Raw genomic sequence first — 20,929 nt, 5'->3', positions numbered from 1 at the left:
GTATACCTGAACCAAAAAGACTTAAACACATTTAGGCAATATGCACAATGTTTTTTGACGAAGGAGTGAAAAAATTGCTTACAATAAATGACCTATTCGAAATAAAAGCGCTGGATGGTTTAAAAATAGTGGCGGGAGAAAAAGGAGTTAATAATGTAATTTCCCTCGTAAATATTATGGAGAATCCAGATGCATTCGACTGGCTTTCTCCAAATGAATTACTCTTATCTACGGGATATATTTTCAAGGATAATGAAGCATTACAAAACCGAATCATTAAAGAGCTTGCAGAAATAAACTGTTCAGGACTAGTTATAAAAATGAAGCGGTATTTTGACACTTTACCGCAAAATATGATTGATCAAGCAAATAAATATGGACTGCCTCTTATAGAATTGCCTATTGAATATACTTTATCAAATGTAATTTCAATTATTAATGAAAAAGCATCTGGAAGATACGATTTATTAAATAGAAAAACATTAGATATGCATAATATCTTATTTAGAATTGCGCTTGAGGGCGGAGGAATTGAAAGGATTTCTTCTATGATTTCTGAAACAGTAAACAATCCAATTCTCATTTTAGATCAGGATTGGAAGCTACTTCATTACACAGAACACGTAGAAAACAGAGTGCCTTTAGCTTACTGTTTTAACCTAGTTAAAAATAGAACGGCATTCCGGAAGGAATTTACTGATTCTATTCCAATTAATATTAGTGAAATCAACAAACCAATAAAACGGATTTATTCTTTAGAGGACTTAGAAATAAAATGTCGTATTCTCCCCGTGGCGGTTGCAAACAGTATATATGGGTATATTGTCGTTTGGGAAACGGTCAGTGATTTATTAGAATTTGATTATATTGTTCTTGAACAAGCTTCCACGATTATGGCACTTGAAAGGATTCGAGCAAAGGAAATCGAAGATGTTAAATTAAAAATACGCCAGGAATTTTTCGATGATTTATTAACTGGAAAAATTACATCCAGCGATACCATTCATACCCTTTGTGAATTTCACGGACTAAATTCAAATTATAGGTATTACTGCATTGTGATAAATATTGACTCTCCTGAACTTGAGCAATATAAAGACATGGTAACGAGAAAATATAAATTGGAAAATACGACTAGAAAATGTGTGAATATAGTTTATGAGCAAGCAAGTGAAACACAAGGAGAAATTACCTGCTTCCATAGAAATAATCGAATGATCATTTTAATTGGACAAAATGAAAAAAGAACCCCAATTACAATTAATGAAGCAAAAGCATTTGCCAATCTGGTCTACAAATCTCTGGAAGATCAAATTAATAATACAACCTTTTTAGTAGGTATAGGCAGACAATACAAAACAATTGAGTCCCTTCACAAGAGTTTTTCTGAAGCCAATGAATCCATTCGATTAATGCAAAAATTCGGTGATAAAGGTGGAATTTCTCATTTTGAGGATCATACCGTTTATCACTTCTTAGACTCTAATATAAAGGACATGGAGTTAGAAGACTTTTTCATAAAACGGCTTGGTAAGATTTTTGAACATGATAAACTACACGGGACAGGCTATCTCATTACATTAGAGAATTATTTTATGAATAATCTTAATATAAGTGAAACTGCAAAAACGATGTTTTTACATCGAAACACGCTTATTTATAGAATCGAGAAGATTAAGGAGATATTAAACACCGATTTGAAAAACTCAGAGGAATTATTACAAATACAATTGGCTTTAAAGATTTTTAGACTTTTAAATAAAAATCTTTAAGAAGAAATGAAATTGTTTAGAGCCCCTCAAAAATTATTTTGAGAGGCTCCTAAACAAAAGGTTTATGAACGTTATGATGCAATTTGTTCAGTCTTATTTTTAGAAACACTATAATTCTTTGTGGCCACACTTACAACGATCATAACGATTACATTTATCGTAAGTGCTATGAACCCGACATTTATATCCTTCACCCACTGATTAAGTAAAGGAAACAGATTTCCAATAGTGGTTTTTGAAAGGGTAATGTATGCTACCGTAGCTTCCCCCATAATGATTCCTGCGAATGCCCCTTGCTTCGTCACGAAATTATTCTTCATTAAGCTAAATATCATAGCTGGAAACAACTGTGTAACCATACTGGACCCCATTAATAATAAAGCGACAATCGTACCGCTTTTAAACGTAAAAAATAATGAAACAAGAGCAACGACAGGTACTAAATACTTAGCTAAACTTACAATTTGTTTATCAGTAGCTGAAGGCACAAATACACCATAGACATTTTTGGACAGCAAAGTAGCCGCAGACATTAATAGCATCGAACCTGGTACTAAGGCTGTGAGCACTCCTGCAGCACCAATTACTCCCATTACCCATGGATCGAAAGCTAGTTTAGAGAGACGTAATAAAGATAAATCAACCTCATCCCCCTTCAAGCCGGGAATTTGAAGAATAGCAGCAAAGCCGGCAAAGAACACAAAGAGTAAGATAAGTTGATATAATGGCATAATGATTGTATTTTTACGGAACGTTTTTTCACTTTTTCCTGAATAAATTGCGCTAAATGCATGCGGATACATATAAAAACCAAGAGAAGTTAATAAAACCGTAGAGATAAACCATGATATGCTTAATCCCTGGCTAGGCAAAGTTAAAAAACCTGGCTTTGCTGTTTCGATCGCTTCAAACATGTGCTGATACCCGCCATAATAATGGAACGGTAAATAGATACCTAAAAATACGGTAACTCCTAGGATTAGAATATCTTTAACAACCGCCGTCCAGGCAGAACCATGGATTCCTGAGATCATCACATAAATGGTAAGAACAATAACCGCAATCCAAATCGCTACCGTGGGTGAAATCGCTCCGTAAGATGCCTCTGATACAATACTCCCCAAACCTTTCAATTGAAGAACCAGATAGGGGATGACAGCAGCAACACCCACAATTGACACAAGGACACCTAAGTATGGACTATTATACTTACTAACGAAGAAGTCCGATTGTGACATTAGCTTCTTTTCTTTTGCATATCGCCAAATAGCGGGAACATACCAATATGACATAATCAATGCCAATGTACCATATATTAAAATATATAAAGTAGGGCCGCCTCTGCCATATGCCCAACCGCTTCCACCTAAAAAGGTAAAAGTGGAATACGTTTCACCTGCCATTAACAAAAAGATAAAAACGGTTCCAAAGCCACGACCTCCAACTGTCCACTGTTCTAGGTCCATATCTTTACCTTTACGCGCTCGAATACCAATGGTAAGGGCAAAAACTATAGAAGCAATTATAATAAGTAATGCTGCATTCATGATTCATTTCCCCTCCTATTTCTAGGGTCTAGTTTAAATATAACCGCCAAAATCCCCGATGTAATAACCACCCATAAAACAATCCAAAAAAGAAAAAAAGGTAATCCCAAAATATAAGGGTTAACTTTATTTACAAAAGGAATTCCTCCAAGCAGGCCAATGAACGGAATGATCGCCAATATATTGATGATTTTCAAAATACATCCTCCTTTAATTCTCTTAAAAGTATCTTTTACTAGCATTGATAGCACTAAAAAAACAAAGACCGCTTGTTTTTTTAATTATAAAAAATATCAGAATAATTTAATTTAAAAATATTTACGAATATTTAAATTATCTTTACTATGTTCTTTATAATGGAACCTCCTGATTATTAAAACCAGTAGCAATAATGGTTACTATAATCTCATCTTTTAAATTCTCATCAATGACAGAACCGAAAATCATATTTAACTCGCTGCTTGCAGAAGAAGTAACAATATTGGCTGCCTCTTGTACTTCATATAGACTTAAATTAGTGCCCCCTGTGACTTTCATTAGCACACCTTGAACTCCATCAATAGAAGTACCAAGTAACGGGCTGGAAATAGCTTTCTTTGCAGCTTCAGCTGCGCGGTCTTTACCTGTTGCGCTGCCAATTCCTATAAAGGCAGTTCCTTTATTGGACATGATCGTTTGTACATCAGCAAAATCAATGTTGATTAAACCGGGTACAGCTATTAAATCAGAAATACCTTGGATACTTTGACGAAGAATATTATCCGCTTCTCGAAACGCTTTAACTATGGGTGTATTTTTATGTATAATCTTCAATAAGCTATCGTTTGGAATAACAATTAATGTGTCCACTGCTTTCTTCAATAAGGCGATTCCGCTAGCCGCTTGTTTTGCACGTTTACGGCCCTCAAATGAAAATGGAAGTGTTACAATTCCAATGGTCAGTATGCCAAGATCACGAGCAATTTGAGCTATAGCAGGGGCAGCACCCGTTCCTGTACCGCCGCCCATTCCGGCTGTAACAAATACCATGTCTGTGCCTTTTAATACTTCTTGGATCTGCCCCCTGCTTTCTTTAACTGCTTTTTTACCTACTTCTGGATTTGCCCCTGTTCCTAATCCTTTTGTCAATGTTACACCGATTTGTATCTTGATCTCTGCTTTTAATAATTTAAGAACTTGTGCATCTGTATTAACAGCAATAAATTCTACACCCTGAACTCCATGTTCAATCATACGGTTAACAGCGTTATTTCCTCCGCCTCCAACACCGATTACTTTCATGTTGACTAATGAATTTACTCTTGTAACAAACCCCATCTTACTGTTCCTCCAAGCTCCTCGAAATTACCTTTTTTAAACTATTCATTCTACTATCTAAAGCATTTATTTCATTTAGACCAGCTAACGAAAAAGGCATTGTCGTTAGCAGTCCCGTAAAGGAAGTTGCTAAAGACAATGCCTTTCATTGAATCTTACCACTCTTCGCTAAAAAAGCCGGAAGGATTCGACACCCAAAAAAGGGGATCCCTACTTCTGATTCCAAGAAAATTCCATCATTAAATCAATAAACATTATTAGAATTAAATACATTTAGTAATATGCTAACATAAGAATAACAATAGGAAAAATATAAAAAAACTAAGTTTTACTTAAGTTTTTCATATAAGTAAACGCGGAACGTTTTGACAATAGGCATAAGATAACTGGGAATTTTCGGAACTTTTCACGAATCCAACTATATGGATCCGAAAACGAAATTCCCTTTATATATTACAGCATGGCGTCTAGCTCTCCTTGCGATTGCCTCAGCAGAACAGCTCGCCTCAACGAATACAGCATCAGCTTGATCTCCTGCTCTAGGCCATACACGTGTTCCATTTGAATTAAGCGGTGTTTTATCGGTAATAAACGAAAGTGCCTTTGCCAATGATAGCTCGTCTATCCAAGAGAATCGTTCTGCCATCAAACTAGCCTTATAAAGCACGTCACCTGTACCAAAAGGGTCCCAATGATCGGTAATATTATCATTGATAAGTGAGACTTTTACTCCTTTTTGATGAAGTAAAGGAATCGGAGGTGCAGAAACATCAATAGGCATGGAAGAAGCAATGGAAATTCCGGCATTCGCCAATAATTCAGCCGTTTCTTCTGCCACCTCTAAAGAAACATCACCAAGTGCATAAGCATGTCCAATCGATACTCTTCCCTGCCAGCCAGCTTTTTCGGTAAGGTTTGCCAATCGTTTCATCGTAAAGATCCCCAGATGGCCGGGATCGTGTAAATGCAAATCTATACTAGCGTCAGCTTCCACTGCCAACTCAAACATCGTTTCAAGGGATTCCTCAATATTTTCATCCACTGTTGCAGGATCAACACCTCCAACATGCGTTGCCCCTCTAAGTAAAGCTTCTCTTACTAGATCAACCGATTCACTGCGTAATAGGCCATGTTGCGGAAACGCAACAAGCTCATATGAGAGTTTTCCATTATAGGATTCTAAAGTTTCCAGAACAGCCTCTAGATTCTTTATCCCGCTAATTGGGTCAACATTGCATTGAGCACGGATATGGGTTGTCCCGTTTTGCAAAAGGAGATCCAGAATTTTTTCAGCTCTCTCCTTCGTGACAGGTAGTAAGCGAGGAATCAGTTCCTTCTCTTCTTCCAAACGTCCAAAAACATCGACAAATGGGGTACATGCCCTCCATGGGCCGCCAAAATATGTTTTATCCAAATGGATGTGCATATCTTTAAAAGAAGGGAGCATTAGAAACCCTTTTGCATCTTTCTTTGGTAAATCGTCGGCTGGTAAATTATTCGCTGAAGCAATTTCCTTTATTATGCCGTTCTCAATGCGAATATGACATACTTCTGTAATCGTTTCCACAATAGCGTTATCTTTGTAGCGAAAGCCACTTTCAAGTAGAACATTCGTTAACCAATAGGATGTAATCATAATCTCTTCACCCTTGTTCAATATATTTATTTGAGTCATGATTCAATTCTGGAGGAAGTTTTTTAAAGAAATTAGTATTTAATGCAAGATAAGTGAAACCAATTGCTAACCAAATTAATCCTGCAGTTTTTGCATATGCATCCAATTTATATATGAAAAACAAAATTGCGAAAGCACCAATGGCCGGAGCTACTAGATAACGAAGAACGTTTACCCCTTTTCGCCTTTTCTGTTTCACAAAATAATGAAAAATAACCGATAAATTGACGAGAAAACAGCCAAACAAAGCACCGAAGTTTACAAGAGAAATCGCTGTTGTTAAATCAAAGAACAAAGCACTTAAGCTGACGACTCCAATTAATAAAATATTATTTGTTGGCGTTGCCGTTTTTGGATTGATATATCCAAAAAATTTCTTTGGCAGCACTCTTTCTTGGCCCATTTTATACAACATGCGTGAGCAAGAAGTCTGTCCTGCCAATGGACCGGCGATTGCTCCTATCACAGTAAAAAACGGATAGATAACTGCCAGTATGCCTAGCCCTATTTTTTTAAATAGTTCAAGCGATCCAACATTTACATCAGCAAATTCACTCCAGGCAGTTGGCCAAGCGAGCATCATTAAATAAGAGACAGCAACGAACAATATCCCGACACCACCACAAATAATTAAGGCAGCTCTTGCGATATTCACTTTCGGATTAATCGCTTCTTCAGCAACGGTCGTTACGGCATCAAAACCGAAATAGGATAATACTAGAACGGAAGAGCCTACAAAAATTACATTCCAGCCTACATCTGGTTTGGCGATTTCGCTTAAGTTCACAAACGCATTCAAGTCAAAAAACGTTCCTGCTCCGCCTCCGCCAGAAATATATTTAATTAAGAAAAACACGACAATAAGTACAATGGAAAGCTGAATAAGAACAATTGTATTGTTAACCCATGCCGTTACATTAATACCGATATAACTTACTGTTGTCACTAAAAGGGTAAATCCAATTATCCATACCCATTTTGGTATAGAAGGAAAAAGTGCGGCCATATAATTTGAGGCGAAGATATAGGACAGCATTGGAACGAGAAGATAATCCATCATAACAGTCCAGCCTGTCAAAAATCCTATATAAGGATTCATTGCTTTTTGGACATAGGTATAGGCAGAACCGGATATTGGAAAGGCAGATGCCATACGGCCGTAGCTGTATGCAGTAAATAGCATTGCCAATGCAGTGATCGCGTGAGTTAAAGAAAACATTCCATGTGTTAAATTGGAAACAACGCCATACATATCAAATATCGTTGTAGGGATCAAAAAAGCTAATCCGAAAAAAACAAGTGAAGGAAGTCCAAGTACTCTTTTAAATTCATGTTCGGATTGTACCTTATTAGTACCTATAGTAGCTTCTGGTTTCATTTACACTGGCCCCCATTTAATCAAATTGTTAAATAACTGTATACTAACTATTTTGAAGCTGTTTTAACATATTTTGATAGTGTTGTTGAACATCTTCAATATGTTCTCGCATCAGCTTAGAAGATCTTTCTGCTTCTCCATTTTTAATGGCATTTAATATTTGTTGATGATAATAAAGTGCATTTTGGACATCATCATATACAGCCATTTCGATTCGAACTCTCTTAAAAAAATCAGAAATAGAATTGTACGCTTGAATCATCACTTCATTATTGATCGAGCGAGCCAATGTTCCATGAAATACAAGGTCAGGTACCACAATAGATGATTCCATTTTGATACATACTTCCAGGTCGATAAGTGATTTTTCTAGAATTTGTATGTCATGGGACTGAATTCTTTTCGCAGCTAAATAAGCGATTTCCACTTCAATAGCTTTACGAAATTCCAACAGCTCAAGTGAATTGTTAACATCCATGGACATCATTAACGACTTGGAAATCTCCCTATCTTCCACAAACGGATTCGTTTTTACAAAAGCACCTTTCCCTATTTTCTTTGTAATAACCCCCTTCTCAGAAAGCGTTTGCAATGCTTCCCTTACTGAAGTTCTACTTACTTCTAACCATTTGGCTAACTCTCGTTCAGAAGGAAGCGGATCTCCTGGCTTCAGGTTTTTATTTTGAATTAAATCACACAAAAATTTTTGTACCGTTTCACTTACAATTGCCATAGCGAATCTCTCCTTAATGATGAGTGGTAATCAGACCGGTTAGACCAGTTAATGCAAAAAAATAAACCCTTTCTTCTCCTCCTTTATTTTCATAACATTTATTTATGCAAAAACTATACCAAATTAAAAATACTGTTTTATTGGTTAATTTTTAGAAAATTGACAAAAATAATATGCGTTTTTGAATAAAAAATTTACAAATGCATAATTTTTGGAGACATTGGTGGAACATATCGGTGGACGGCGAAGTATGCAATTTCACAGAAAATGGGGTTTCGCTATTTTTATAAAAACTCTACACTATAAAGAAAAGCCGCATTTTCCATTGAAAATGCGGCTTTTCTATAAATACTATTTTTAATGACAGGATATGTTTATTCCCTTTGTTACTGATATAGTAAATAAGGAAATATTTCTATAAGGCTTGATCATCTAATCTTTTATTTTCTATTGGGACTACTCTATTCTTACTTCCAACCCATTTAACGGATACGAAGCTGCTAACAAGTAACACAAATGCTCCAAATAGATAGGGCAGGTTAATTTGAATATCGAATAACACACCTGCTAGCGCAGGCCCAAAAATTTCTCCCAGACTCATATAGGCATTGTTCAATCCCGCTACAAATCCTTGTTCATCTCCCGCTTCCTTTGACAGTAGTGTGTTAATCGTCGGTCGTAATATATTATTAAATGTGAAAAACAACATTGTTATTGCCATTACATAAAAAAAATTCCCCGAAAATAGCAAGAATACTAGTGATACTGCCGATAGAACGAGCATAGCAGTAATAATTGGCTTTTCTCCGAACCTTTGTGTAAGCCGGTTGGTTAGCATTACTTGGTTGAATGTGGCTAGCAAGGAACAAACCATGATCAAAATGGAAATATCTCTAGTTGTAAATCCATAGCTCTGAGTTACGTACAGCGGATATATCGCCTCAAAATGAGTAAGTCCAAACGTAAGAGAAAAAATCATTAACAATAGAATAAAATAACGAGAGTGAACCGACTGTGCCAGTTGACGAAAAATATTTTCTCTCTTTGGTTTCGTTTCTTGTCTTATGAGACGAACCTCCGCAGATTGAGATTCCGACAAAAATAATACACAACAGATGATCGCCAAAAGACCAATACATGCAGACGCGAAGAAAGGTGCCCTTGTTCCAAACTCTGCAAGTATTCCGCCCAAACCAGGGCCAATAATAAAACCAGATGACATGGAAGCCCCTAAAAACGACATAGCTCTAGTCCTCTGTTCTATAGTCGTAATATCAACTACATAAGCCATAATGGAAGGAACCAAGGCAGCTGCCCCCATTCCGCCAATAAATCGGGCAACAATTAAAAGCGAAAAATAACTTGCAGTCGCAGCCAATACGTTAGAAATAGCGAACAAACACAACCCAACGACAATCATCGGCTTACGACCGTATTTGTCTGAGAAATCTCCAGCAATTGGTGAAAATAAAAACTGTGACAAACCGAAGGCAGACACTAAATACCCCGCTGCTTTTCCGCCGGCTCCAAATTCTTTTAGAAGTTCAGGGAGAATCGGAATAACAAGACCAATGCCAAGCATCGCAAGAAACATAAAAGTCAGTAAAAGTAGAAATGCAGATTTTTTTGGCACGGATTTTTCTCCTCTTTTTCTCGAAAAAAATAATATTCGATTCTTCTTGAAATACTTATTTTGAATCAAGAGAACCCGAAACGATTTTTCCTTTGAACATCGTAGCTACTCGTTTCGATCTTCTTGCAACGGCTTCAGCTGAACAAGATGCTTCAACAAAAACAATACTTGCTTCGTCCCCAATTTGAGGCCAAACTTGATTTCCTTCAGAATTAAGCGGAGTTTTACCATCGGTAATAAACTGGAGTGCTTGTCCTAAAGAGCGTTCATCAGACCAGTTTGAAATTTCCGCCAAACGATTAACTCGTTCTAAAACATCCCCATTTCCAAATGGTGACCAAACATCAAAAATATTATCACATCCGACTGCAACCGATACTCCTTTCCTGTGTAATATGCCAACAGGCGGAAACTTTATATCAAGAGGCACACTCGTAATAATGGTGATTCCTGCATCAGCCAATAGTTCTGCCATTTCTTCTGCTTCAGATGGAGGAATATCCCCAAGGGCAAATGCGTGACTAATCGCAACCTTACCTTGAAGACCTGCTTCTTTCGTTAACTGTGCCAGTCTCTTTATTGTAAAGAGACCTAATTGATCCGTGTCATGTAAATGCAAGTCGATTCCCGCATTTCCTTCAACAGCAAGTTCAACCATCTCTTGTAAAGAAGCCTCAATATCCCCATCTACGGTAGCAGGGTCTACACCACCTACAAAGCTCACTCCTTGCCTGAGAGATTCTCTTACTAAGTTTTTTGCCCTCGTACGCAATAAACCGTGTTGCGGAAAAGCTACAATTTCATAAGATAACTTTCCTTCAAATGTTTGCAAAGCTTTTTGAACTTCTTCTAAATTCTTTAGACCAACCTCAGGATACAGATCCACATGTGTGCGTACATGTGTAACTCCGGATTTTAAATAAATATCAAGCAACTTTTCTGCGCGTTCTTGCGTTGTAGTTTCTAAGTTTGGAACAACTTCTTTCTCGATTTCGAGTCGTTCAAAAATACTGTTAACAGGTGTTACAGAACGCCATCGGTCACCCAGCATTGTTTTATCTAAATGGCAATGTTTTTCTATAAAAGATGGAAGAACCAACAATTGTTTCACATCTTTTTTTGGTAAATCGTCTGCAATGGTTTCATCAGAAGATACGATCTTCGCAATTTTTCCATCCTCGATCAATAGATGGCAACATTTCGTATTTGTACCTGTTATAACGCCATTATCAACTTGGTAACCACTCTCTAATCGTGCATTTGTTAGCCAGTATATTTTATCTGTCACTTTCTTTTCCTCCTTATATTTTGATTTGTATTTACTTTCTTTCATGACGGAATGTGCGTTAAATCTTTGGAGAGTTATGCCCCCGCTTTTTTTAGAATATTTTCAATTTCTCGAAATCCTCGTTTTTGAGCATGTTCCAGAGGCGTGATCCCTTCAGAATCACCAATATTTACATCGGCACCGTTATCGACTAATAGTTGTACGATTTTTTGATGCTTTTCTCCTCCGTTACCTAGAATGACCGCTTCCAATAATGCTGTCCAATGCAGCTTATTGATGTGGTTGACATCAATATCCGAGTTATTAAGAAGTTCTTTCACAACATCAACGTGCCCTCGCTCTGAAGCTGGTATAAGAGCCGTACCCCCATATCGGTTTGTAAGTTTCGTGTCAGCTCCGGCATTAATTGCGAGTTTTACGATTTCAAGCAAGCCTTCTGCTCCGGAATACAAGAGGACATTATTTAAGTTATTATCTCGAATATTTATGTCGGCTCCCTTTTGGATAAGAACCTTTACCGTTTCTATTTTATTGGAATAAGTCGCTGCCATTACAGCTGTTCTTCCGAGTCCATCTTTTGCATTGATGTTTGCACCATTTTTAAGTAGCTTTAGAATGTTCTCAGTGTCCCCATTCTCTGCTGCTAATATCAATTGTTGATTCATCAGTTTCATTTTCCTTTCTTCTACTAAACTTTGTGAGGGGTTTGAAACTCCCTGACACGCGGTAAGTAAAATAACAAATAAAATCATAAAGAGACGATACTTTAGCAAAGATCCATTTCCCTCCTATATTAATAGGCTATCACAGGGATTACTATATGAAAAATATAAAAAAAATAAGATTTACTTAAGTTTTTCATATAATTAAAACAACAGAAATGAATCCATTTTAACATCGAATCAGAACGGACCATTCTTTATTTTATTTCCGTTTCATTGATGTGAGCATCCAGAAACGGTTTATAGTTCGGTTCCTTCAGCTTTCCTTTTTTATACAAGTAGATACCGATGATGAAGTATAACACGAGCAGCGGTGATCCGATATAGAATGAAAATCTAGTATCAGGGCTGAACGCTGTGTAAATTGCAATTGCAACTAAAACAATTAAGCAGATGATCGTCGGAATCGGGTAAATCCCCATTTTGAACTTTAATTTTTGTACATCTCCACCATGTGCCACCAGCCATTTTCTGAACTTATAGTGGGAGAGGAAACTACCGAACCACAGAAGCATCCCATTAAAACCTGCAATAGAAATAAGCCAAACGAATACTTTATCTGGTGAAACGAAATTAGTAATCAAGGAAACTTGGCCAAGGAATAAAACAAGAAGAACGGCATTCACCGGGATACCTCGTTTATTTACTTTTCCCAATGCTTTCGGTGCTTTACCTTCTTTTGACAACGCCACTAGTGTTCTGCTGAGTGAATAGATCACAGAATTGGCACAAGAAGCCAATGAAGTCAAAATAACGATATTCATGATCACTGCCGCTCCCGGGATTCCAGCCATTTCCAAAAGGCCAGCATAGCCATTGCTTAAAACGCTTACATTATTGTAAGGAACAACCAATCCGATGATGGTTACGGAACCAACGTAAAAAATTAAGATCCTCATGAAAATCGAATTAATTGCTTTAGGCACATTCTTCTGAGGGTTTTCTGTTTCTCCTGCTGCTGTAACAACCGTTTCAACACCCAGATAAGACCATATTACTCCTGTCATCATCAATATTACCGCTGTGAAGCCGTTAGGAAACATCGATTTAGAATTCCAGTTGGATAACCCGATAAACCCTTGGTGACCAATCACTCCAAAGATCATTAGAACACCAACGATCAAGAAAAGGATAATCGCAGCAACCTTGATACCGGCAAACCAATATTCAGCTTCTCCGTATGATTTTACATCGATTAAGTTCAGGCCTAGAATCAATAATGAAATGATGATACAAAATACGATAGGAGGAATACTAGGGAAGAATTGATTTAAAATCATAGCCCCACCCACGATTTCTGCCCCAAGACCAAGGGTTGCGTTAATGATTAAATTCCAACCTACCATAAAGCCGAAAACCGGATGAACAAAAAGACCCGAATACGTCGTATAAGCACCGGGAATCGGCATGAAAGTTGACATTTCGCCAAGACCTTTCATTAAAAAAAACACTAAAATTCCAATAACTAAATACGCTATAGGAGCTCCAAGTGCACCTGCTTTTGAAACTACATTTCCAGAAGCAAGGAACAGACCTGTTCCAATTGCTCCGCCGATGGAAAGCATGGTAATATGTCGGCTTTTCAGCCCACGTTTCAACTCATTAGTGTGATTTTCCAAAATTTAATATCCCCCTTATGTTCTCATCTTTATAGGGTGTTTGATGTCTCATTGTTGTCCTATAGCTAAAATGTCCATCTAACAAACCCTGAAATAATAATTAGAATTTTCCGTCATTCGTTACCAAAGCGTCCACTATAAAGTAAGCCACACCTGTTTTTAAATCCCTTGAATATCCAGTTATTCCTTTTCTTATCTGATACAAATATGCTAACATGGGTACGACCTTATTAATAATATAAAAAAAATAAGATTTTCTTAAGTTTTTCATATAATAGAAGGAGTGTTTTAACGATGGACATAAGACAGCTGAGATATTTTATAGCCATTGTTGAGGAAAGAAAAATTTCTGCTGCTGCTGAAAGACTTCATATATCTCAACCCCCTTTAAGTCAACATTTAAAATCAATGGAAGAGGAACTAGGCTCAAAATTAGTAGAGAGAAGTGGAAAATTTTTCGAATTAACCGAAGCGGGGAAAGCCTTATATAAATACGCTTTGCAAGTGACACAGTTAATGGAAGAAGCCAAAATGGAAGTGAAGGAAGTAGGAAATGGAATAAAAGGAAGACTATCGATAGGAATCAATACATTTTCAGTTGTTGAGTTACCTGAAATACTCCATCAATTTCAAAAACTATACCCTAAGGTTACTTATAAAATTCAACAAAATGAATCCTCCCATCTTTGTAAATTAGTTAGAGACCGCGTAGTAGAGCTGGCAATCATTCGAATGCCGCTTGATCTGGATGATTTTTCAGTTCTTCACCTTCAAACAGAACCGTTTTATTTTATAACTTCAAAAAAACAGAAACCATTAGTTCATGGGGTCTCATTTGGTGCGCTTCAAAACTACCCGATCATCTTACCGAGTACGGAAGGATTAGGTGTGCATTATTTAATTTTAGAGGCATTTTCTCGGTACAAAATACAACCTAATATTGTTGGTGAATGTTCTGACAGTACTTTATTGATGGATTTAGTCTCATCTGGTTTTGGCGCATCCATTATTCCAGAAACGATCCTTAGACGGCATAAAGGATATCCAATACACTCGTACCAAATTCCAAGTTCTAAGTTGTCCGCCCCTGTCGGCATAATATGGCTGAAAAATCATTATCTATCAAAGGCAGCTCAAAACTTTGTAGATTTATTAAAAAAAGAAAGAATTTAGTAAGTTTACATGAAACAAATACTGATCTTTACAATGCCCGAATATTGGACAGTTATTAAAAGTCCCGTATTCGGGTTACTTTTGTGTTCCATCACAAAGAAAAATGATTTACACGTAGATCCTTTACCTACCCTCATCTCCTTCGTTTCTGTATTCTTTATCACCGTATGTAAAATCCTTGTCGTATCATTCAACCTCTTGAAAAATAAAATTTTTAATGAAAATTTTATTACCATCTTTCTATTTGTCAAAAGGCAGCAATTTTTATTTTATTTTTTAAATTTTCATAAAATTATAAAATGTTGTTGACACTAAACAGAAATATTCTTATAGTTTCCTTATGGAATATTTAAGGACATTTTCCTTTTTTTCGAAAGGAGCAAAGAAGAAAATTTCTACAAACTGAATTGGGCATGTTTAAAGAAACTATCTTGGGGGTGTTAAACGGGCTTGGTCATCAAAAGGTATATATTAACTAATCTATAAATAAAGGAGAAGTTATAATATGGATCATGAAACTAATTTTGGTCATGGAAAAAACAATTCCGCACACGAGTTTAAAAGAGTTCTTGGACTCCCGTCTCTTGTTTTTTGCGGGTTAGCATTTTTAGTTCCTACAGCTATTTTTGATCTGTATGGCGTTGTATCTAATATCACACACGGGATGTACTCACTTACCCATGCCTTAACTGCAATTGCTATTATGTTTACTGCCTATAGTTACAGCCGCATGGCTTCTGCTTTTCCTGTTGCTGGTTCTGCTTATACCTATGCTCAACGTGCAATGAATTCTCATATAGGATTTTTAACTGGCTGGACTGTAATGATGGATTATCTGCTCGTCCCATTGTTATCTTATTTCTTTGCAGCAAATTACCTGTGGACACTCTTCCCAAACATACCGAAAATTGTATGGATCATTTTACTAACCATTTTAGTGACTACGATTAGTTATATTGGTATCAAATTATCCGCACGGGTATATAACACGATTGTTATTATCCAGCTTTCTATTATAGCGATTGTTGTGTTTTTTATATGTAAATATATTATAGATGATGGAGGAGCAGGAACATTTTTTAATTTTCAAGCTTTTTTAAACTTAGATGAAATATCTAAGCCAGGTGCTGGTTGGAATGCAATCTTTACGGGTGCATCTATTCTGGTATTATCATATTTTGGTTTTGATGCCGTAACCACTCTTGCTGAGGAAGCAAAAAAACCCAAAGTCAATGTAGGAAGGGCAGTTCTAATTATTTGTGGCGGTATTGGAATTATGTTTATTGCTGTTTCCTATTTAATGATACTAGCTTGGCCAACTGGATGGAGTGAATTCACAAACGTTGATACGGGATCGGTTGAATTCTTCAAAAAGATAGGGTTAAGTACCCTTGCGGTGATATACCCTTTTTTTACAATTATTGGTGCAATAGCTGGTCCTTTGGCTGGACAAACCGCAGGCTCTCGTATGCTGTATAAAATGGGGAATGAAGGAGTGATCCCAAAGAAATTTTTTGGATACATTAACCCAAAAACATCAACTCCTACGAATAATATTCTTTTTATTGCAGCGATCAGCTTAAGTGCATTTTTTCTTGATTTGACATCACTTATTTCACTTGTAAACTTTGGTGCATTGTTTGGATGCTTACTTGTAAATTTATCGGTTATATTTTATTTCTTTGTTAAACAGAAAAAGCGTAGAGGTATAAACTTACTCAGAAACTTATTATTTCCTATAATAGGTCTATGTGGTATATTGTTCTTTTTGTTTAATTTAAGTATAGCTGCAAAAACTGCTGGACTTATTTGGTTGGGAATTGGCTTCATTTATCTTGCTTTAAACACAAACTTCTTCAAAAAACTCCCTCCCGAATTACATCATGATTCCAATAATTACTTTGAAAAAGGTTAAAAAGATCTATAATCTCTTCTCAGAAATTCAAGCATTCTATTAAATTCAACAGTCTTAATAACTAAGCTGCCTCTTACTAAAAAATGAATAAAAAAAACGGAATTTGAATGATTTTAACCAAATTCCGTTTTTTGAAAAAGATCTTTAACAATCACTGCGCTAAAGTGACTTCCTTTTTTGTTTTTTTCCAAAGTTGTTCTAGCAGAATTACTATCATTGTACCGACAAGCAGACCATTACTAAAGATATATTGCAGAATGGAAGGAAGACCTTGAAATATACTTGTAGGAAGAAACATTAATCCGATACTGATTAACAATGTAATTCCTAATATGGTCAACCTTCGTTGGTCTAGTTCTTCTCTTAGAATAGACTGAAAGGCAATCCCTATCATTTCTACAAATGACGCCAGAGATGCAGCACTGGCAATAGGGCCTGGAAGCAAGGCTAAAAAATTAACGATCGTTGGAAAAAGGGCTATACCTGATAAAGCTATACTTGCAATAAGGAAAGGCCCTAATCTTTTTTGCCCCGTTAATCGGATAAAGCCAGCAGAAACTGGTAATGGAACAATTCCAATTGTGGAAAAAACAGCAGCTAGAAAATGAGAAATTCCACCAGCCCAGCTGCCACGATTTATCGTTTTTATCTCGCTTTTCTGAGATTTAGGAACTGCCTGTTTGACAGCCGTAACAGCCGCAACCGTATTTGAAACTAAAATAAACGTAAACAAAATGGCAGTTACAACCATTCCGGGATTTAAGCGTGGAGTACCCCAAGCAAAAATTTCAGGAAGTCTAACCAAAGAATCTGAACGGATAAAAGTACTAGAGGTTTTACCGAATAAAAAGTATAGAAACCATCCCAATAAAATTCCAATTAATAAGGCGTAACTTTTAATCCACCCTTTCCCTTTAATAGACAGCATAATTATCAGAAAAAATACACCGAATGAAATGGCTGTTGTTCCATAATCTGGTCGGGATGGCTCTCCATGTAATGCCATCATACCTCCTAAAAAAACACCGCTAAGTTGAAGTGCTAAGAGAAAAATAAAGGAACCTGTAACTAAAGGAGTGAACAAAAAGAGCAGCCGATTCACTAAACCGGTTATACCAAGAATGAAGAGCAAAAGGCCTGCAACGATTAACCCGCCTTCTAAGAATTGTAAGGTTTCAGATGTATTGTGGCCCTGATGTATAGCAACCCCCGCTAAAATCACAAACACACTAACCCATGAACCTGCCGGGCCATCAGCAATTGGGTATCGATGTCCCAACCATCCTTGTATAAAAGAACTAACCCCCATCACGAAAAACGTTCGCTGCATTAATTCAGAAATTTCCTCAATTGACAAATGAAATACGTTCCCAATTATAATAGGGAATGCAACAGAAGTTGCTAGTAGGAAAATGAACCATTGAAAAGTATTTAAACCACCGTAAAAAAGTTGTTTCTTCATATTAATTCACCTTAATTTGTTTTTTACCCCTGAGGGAAGATATAGTAGAAAAATATTATCGGAGCAAAACTTAAAATCTAACTGCTCTTTTTTTCTCTTCAACCTTTATGTTAACACCCGAAGTTATATATGGATAATATAAAAAAAATCAATTTTATTTAAGTTTTTCATATATTAAAGAAGTCATAGTATGATTTCTAGAGGTTTCCTCGCACAAACCTTTTTTTGCAATAAATACAAAAACGAACGTATAAAAAGAACGTTCGTTTCCATTGCGTTTATTCCATTTTATCAGTCGTGATTGTGTGTTATTCCCACTCAATCGTCGCAGGTGGTTTACTTGTCACATCGTACACGATGCGGTTCACATGCTTCACTTCATTTACGATGCGCACAGAGATTTTCTCTAATACCTCCCAAGGAATACGCGCCCAATCAGCAGTCATGCCGTCAACGGAAGTTACTGCACGGATTCCCACTGTATAATCATATGTGCGTTCATCCCCCATTACACCAACACTCCGTATATCAGGAAGTGCCGTGAAGTACTGCCAGATTTCACGATCAAGTCGGGCATTCTGGATTTCTTCACGTAAAATCGCATCAGATTCTCTCACGATTTCAAGCTTTTCTTCCGTCACTTCACCCAGCACACGTATTCCAAGACCAGGACCTGGAAACGGCTGACGCCATACAATTTCATCTGGAATGCCAAGCTTGGAACCCAATGCACGCACTTCATCTTTAAATAACGTATTAAGAGGTTCAATCAATTTAAATTGCATATCCTCAGGCAGCCCGCCTACGTTATGGTGAGATTTGATTGTTTGCGCAGTCAACGTTCCGCTCTCAATAATATCTGTATACAAAGTTCCTTGCGCCAAAAAGTCGATTCCTTCTAATTTTTCCGCTTCATCATCAAATACGTAGATGAACTCGTTACCAATAATTTTCCGTTTTTGCTCCGGATCACATACACCTGCAAGTTTATTTAAGAACCGCTCTTTCGCATCCACTTTAATAACATTCATTTGGAAACCTTCGCTGAATGTTTTCATGACGCTCTCCGCTTCGCCTTTACGAAGAAGACCGTGGTCAACGAAGATACAAGTCAGCTGATCACCGATTGCTTTATGAATCAATACCGCTACAACAGAAGAATCCACACCGCCGCTAAGCGCACAAATCACTTTTTTATCTCCTACTGTTTCGCGGATTTTTTCCAATTCCACTTCAATAAAGTTTTCCATGTTCCAACCTTCTGTACATTTACACACATCGAACACGAAATTTTTCAATAAGTCGTTGCCGTATTCAGAGTGAAGCACTTCCGGGTGGAATTGTACCCCATAAAATTTACGCTCTTCGTTGCTCATTGCCGCAATCGGGCACGAATCGCTCGTTGCATCTGTGACAAAGTTTAACGGCAAGCTGGTTACTAAGTCACCATGGCTCATCCATACCACTTGTTCTTCCGGAAGGCCGTTGTATAGCTGGGACTCGTTTTCTACTTTCAAAACCGCTTTGCCGTACTCGCGGTGCTCTGCCCGTTCTACCTTACCGCTGAAATGGTGGGCCATAAGCTGCATGCCATAACAAATACCGAATACGGGTAATCCTAAATCAAAAATTGCCGGGTCGCAATGGAATGCTTTATCTTCATATATGCTGTTCGGGCCGCCAGAAAAAATAATTCCTTTGGGATTCATCTTCTTAATTTCTTCCGCCGTAATCGTATGTGGATGCAATTCGCTGTATACGCCGAACTCGCGGATACGGCGGGCAATAAGCTGGTTATATTGGCTTCCGAAGTCTAAAACAATAATAAAATCGTGTTTCTTCAAATTAATCACTCCTGCATTAAGTCTTTTTGCACGTCAGCTTCATATCCCTTTTTCTTCTATTTAATCCAAGAGAAGAAAGAATTTCTTCTTGCTTTCCCGAACATAATCTTCTTCTGTCATAAGATCATAACTAAGTACATGTAAAAACCCATGCACTGCTAAAAAGTAAAGCTCACGACTAAAGGAATAACCATACTGTTAAGCCTATTGCGTTCACCTTTTCTTCTTTATAGGTTTATTTTCTCTGATCCTCTGTGCTATAACTAAATATAGCTGCTGGACTAGTTTGTGAAAGAGGATATAACTAAGTATAGCGACTAGTACGGATAAGCAGAATAAGTTGGCGAAACACTTTATGACCTTCAGCTTTCACGATGAAAGGATTTTAATTATGATTGATAATATAGATCTTAAGATACTGGCGTTACTAAAAGAAAACTCAAGAATGCAATGGAAGGATATTGGTCAAGAAATACATATGACAGGGCAGGCTGTAGGAAACCGTATTCGCAGGTTAGAGGATTTAGGCATCATTGAACAGTATACGATTTCAACAAATAAGGCAAAGCTCGGACAGCCTGTAACTGCATTTATTACTGTTTTTGTAAAGTCAGAGAATCACACAGCATTTCATTCGTTTTTCAATACGGAAGAGGCAATTTCTGAAGCACATCGGATTAGCGGAGAAGGATGCTATCTGTTGACTGCTCACTTCGCCTCGAATAAGGAAATGGAATTACTTCTTGAACGCCTCTTAAAACATGGTAACTATCGTGTCAATTTATCGATTGGAAAATTAAAATCCTAAAACCGCTTATTCAATTTGGAAAATATTTGCATATGTTTTTATT

16 protein-coding genes and 1 pseudogene are annotated in these 20,929 nt (G+C 37.0%); 4 read left to right on the top strand and 13 right to left on the bottom strand.

Annotation, left to right across the window (positions count from 1 at the left end):
- Positions 1-74 precede the first annotated feature (74 nt).
- The gene (locus BIV60_RS09520; protein ID WP_071355497.1) at positions 75-1,772 is read left to right on the top strand and encodes a PucR family transcriptional regulator; all 1,698 of its coding nucleotides are present in this window, start codon (positions 75-77) and stop codon (positions 1,770-1,772) included.
- 71 nt (positions 1,773-1,843) lie between these two features.
- Here BIV60_RS09520 and BIV60_RS09515 read toward each other — a convergent pair whose 3' ends face one another.
- The 10 genes and pseudogenes from BIV60_RS09515 to BIV60_RS09470 all read right to left on the bottom strand — a co-directional run bounded on the left by BIV60_RS09515 (position 1,844) and on the right by BIV60_RS09470 (position 13,684).
- Entirely contained in the window at positions 1,844-3,319 is a 1,476-nt protein-coding gene (locus tag BIV60_RS09515) for a sodium:solute symporter family protein (protein ID WP_071355496.1), read from the bottom strand.
- Positions 3,316-3,516: a DUF3311 domain-containing protein gene (locus BIV60_RS09510; protein WP_071355495.1), complete on the bottom strand. Its 201-nt coding sequence runs from the start codon at positions 3,514-3,516 to the stop codon at positions 3,316-3,318. The genes BIV60_RS09515 and BIV60_RS09510 overlap by 4 nt, the downstream gene beginning before the upstream one ends.
- Before the next feature lie 166 nt (positions 3,517-3,682).
- Positions 3,683-4,636 (bottom strand): annotated as a pseudogene (ftsZ, locus tag BIV60_RS09505) (cell division protein FtsZ); the annotation flags it as partial.
- Between the two features lie 418 nt (positions 4,637-5,054).
- Entirely contained in the window at positions 5,055-6,272 is a 1,218-nt protein-coding gene (locus BIV60_RS09500; protein ID WP_071355493.1) for an amidohydrolase, read from the bottom strand.
- A gap of 7 nt (positions 6,273-6,279) precedes the next feature.
- The gene (locus BIV60_RS09495; RefSeq protein ID WP_071355492.1) at positions 6,280-7,689 is read right to left on the bottom strand and encodes an APC family permease; all 1,410 of its coding nucleotides are present in this window, start codon (positions 7,687-7,689) and stop codon (positions 6,280-6,282) included.
- Between the two features lie 43 nt (positions 7,690-7,732).
- Positions 7,733-8,422 (bottom strand): FadR/GntR family transcriptional regulator, encoded by a 690-nt coding sequence (locus BIV60_RS09490; RefSeq protein ID WP_071355491.1) that lies wholly within the window; start codon positions 8,420-8,422, stop codon positions 7,733-7,735.
- Between the two features lie 415 nt (positions 8,423-8,837).
- The gene (locus tag BIV60_RS09485) at positions 8,838-10,016 is read right to left on the bottom strand and encodes an MFS transporter (protein ID WP_071355507.1); all 1,179 of its coding nucleotides are present in this window, start codon (positions 10,014-10,016) and stop codon (positions 8,838-8,840) included.
- 94 nt (positions 10,017-10,110) lie between these two features.
- Positions 10,111-11,343, bottom strand: a complete 1,233-nt coding sequence (locus tag BIV60_RS09480) for an amidohydrolase (protein WP_371261520.1) — start codon at positions 11,341-11,343, stop codon at positions 10,111-10,113.
- Between the two features lie 74 nt (positions 11,344-11,417).
- Positions 11,418-12,008: an ankyrin repeat domain-containing protein gene (locus BIV60_RS09475; protein WP_071355506.1), complete on the bottom strand. Its 591-nt coding sequence runs from the start codon at positions 12,006-12,008 to the stop codon at positions 11,418-11,420.
- 254 nt (positions 12,009-12,262) lie between these two features.
- Positions 12,263-13,684 carry an amino acid permease gene (locus BIV60_RS09470; protein ID WP_071355489.1) on the bottom strand — a complete coding sequence of 474 codons (1,422 nt, stop codon included), beginning with the start codon at positions 13,682-13,684 and terminating at the stop codon, positions 12,263-12,265.
- 294 nt (positions 13,685-13,978) lie between these two features.
- Between BIV60_RS09470 and BIV60_RS09465 the strand changes: the two genes are divergently transcribed.
- Entirely contained in the window at positions 13,979-14,857 is an 879-nt protein-coding gene (locus BIV60_RS09465) for a LysR family transcriptional regulator (RefSeq protein ID WP_071355488.1), read from the top strand.
- Between the two features lie 505 nt (positions 14,858-15,362).
- Complete coding sequence (locus BIV60_RS09460; protein ID WP_071355487.1) at positions 15,363-16,772, top strand: APC family permease; 1,410 nt, start codon at positions 15,363-15,365, stop codon at positions 16,770-16,772.
- Between the two features lie 151 nt (positions 16,773-16,923).
- Here BIV60_RS09460 and BIV60_RS09455 read toward each other — a convergent pair whose 3' ends face one another.
- From BIV60_RS09455 to BIV60_RS30895, 3 genes are all read right to left on the bottom strand, one after another.
- Positions 16,924-18,234: a purine/pyrimidine permease gene (locus BIV60_RS09455; protein WP_071355486.1), complete on the bottom strand. Its 1,311-nt coding sequence runs from the start codon at positions 18,232-18,234 to the stop codon at positions 16,924-16,926.
- A gap of 308 nt (positions 18,235-18,542) precedes the next feature.
- Positions 18,543-20,087, bottom strand: coding sequence for a glutamine-hydrolyzing GMP synthase (gene guaA / locus BIV60_RS09450; protein WP_071355485.1), 1,545 nt, complete (start codon positions 20,085-20,087; stop codon positions 18,543-18,545).
- A gap of 51 nt (positions 20,088-20,138) precedes the next feature.
- The gene (locus tag BIV60_RS30895) at positions 20,139-20,234 is read right to left on the bottom strand and encodes a hypothetical protein (RefSeq protein WP_371261519.1); all 96 of its coding nucleotides are present in this window, start codon (positions 20,232-20,234) and stop codon (positions 20,139-20,141) included.
- 235 nt (positions 20,235-20,469) lie between these two features.
- Here BIV60_RS30895 and BIV60_RS09445 point away from each other — a divergent pair, with 235 nt between their 5' ends.
- Positions 20,470-20,886 (top strand): Lrp/AsnC family transcriptional regulator, encoded by a 417-nt coding sequence (locus BIV60_RS09445; protein ID WP_071355505.1) that lies wholly within the window; start codon positions 20,470-20,472, stop codon positions 20,884-20,886.
- Positions 20,887-20,929 lie beyond the last annotated feature (43 nt).

The organism is Bacillus sp. MUM 116 (genome assembly GCF_001866655.1).
Taxonomy (GTDB): domain Bacteria; phylum Bacillota; class Bacilli; order Bacillales; family Cytobacillaceae; genus Neobacillus.
Note: the sequence above shows the minus strand (reverse complement) of the source record. Positions and strands in the feature narration are given on the sequence as shown.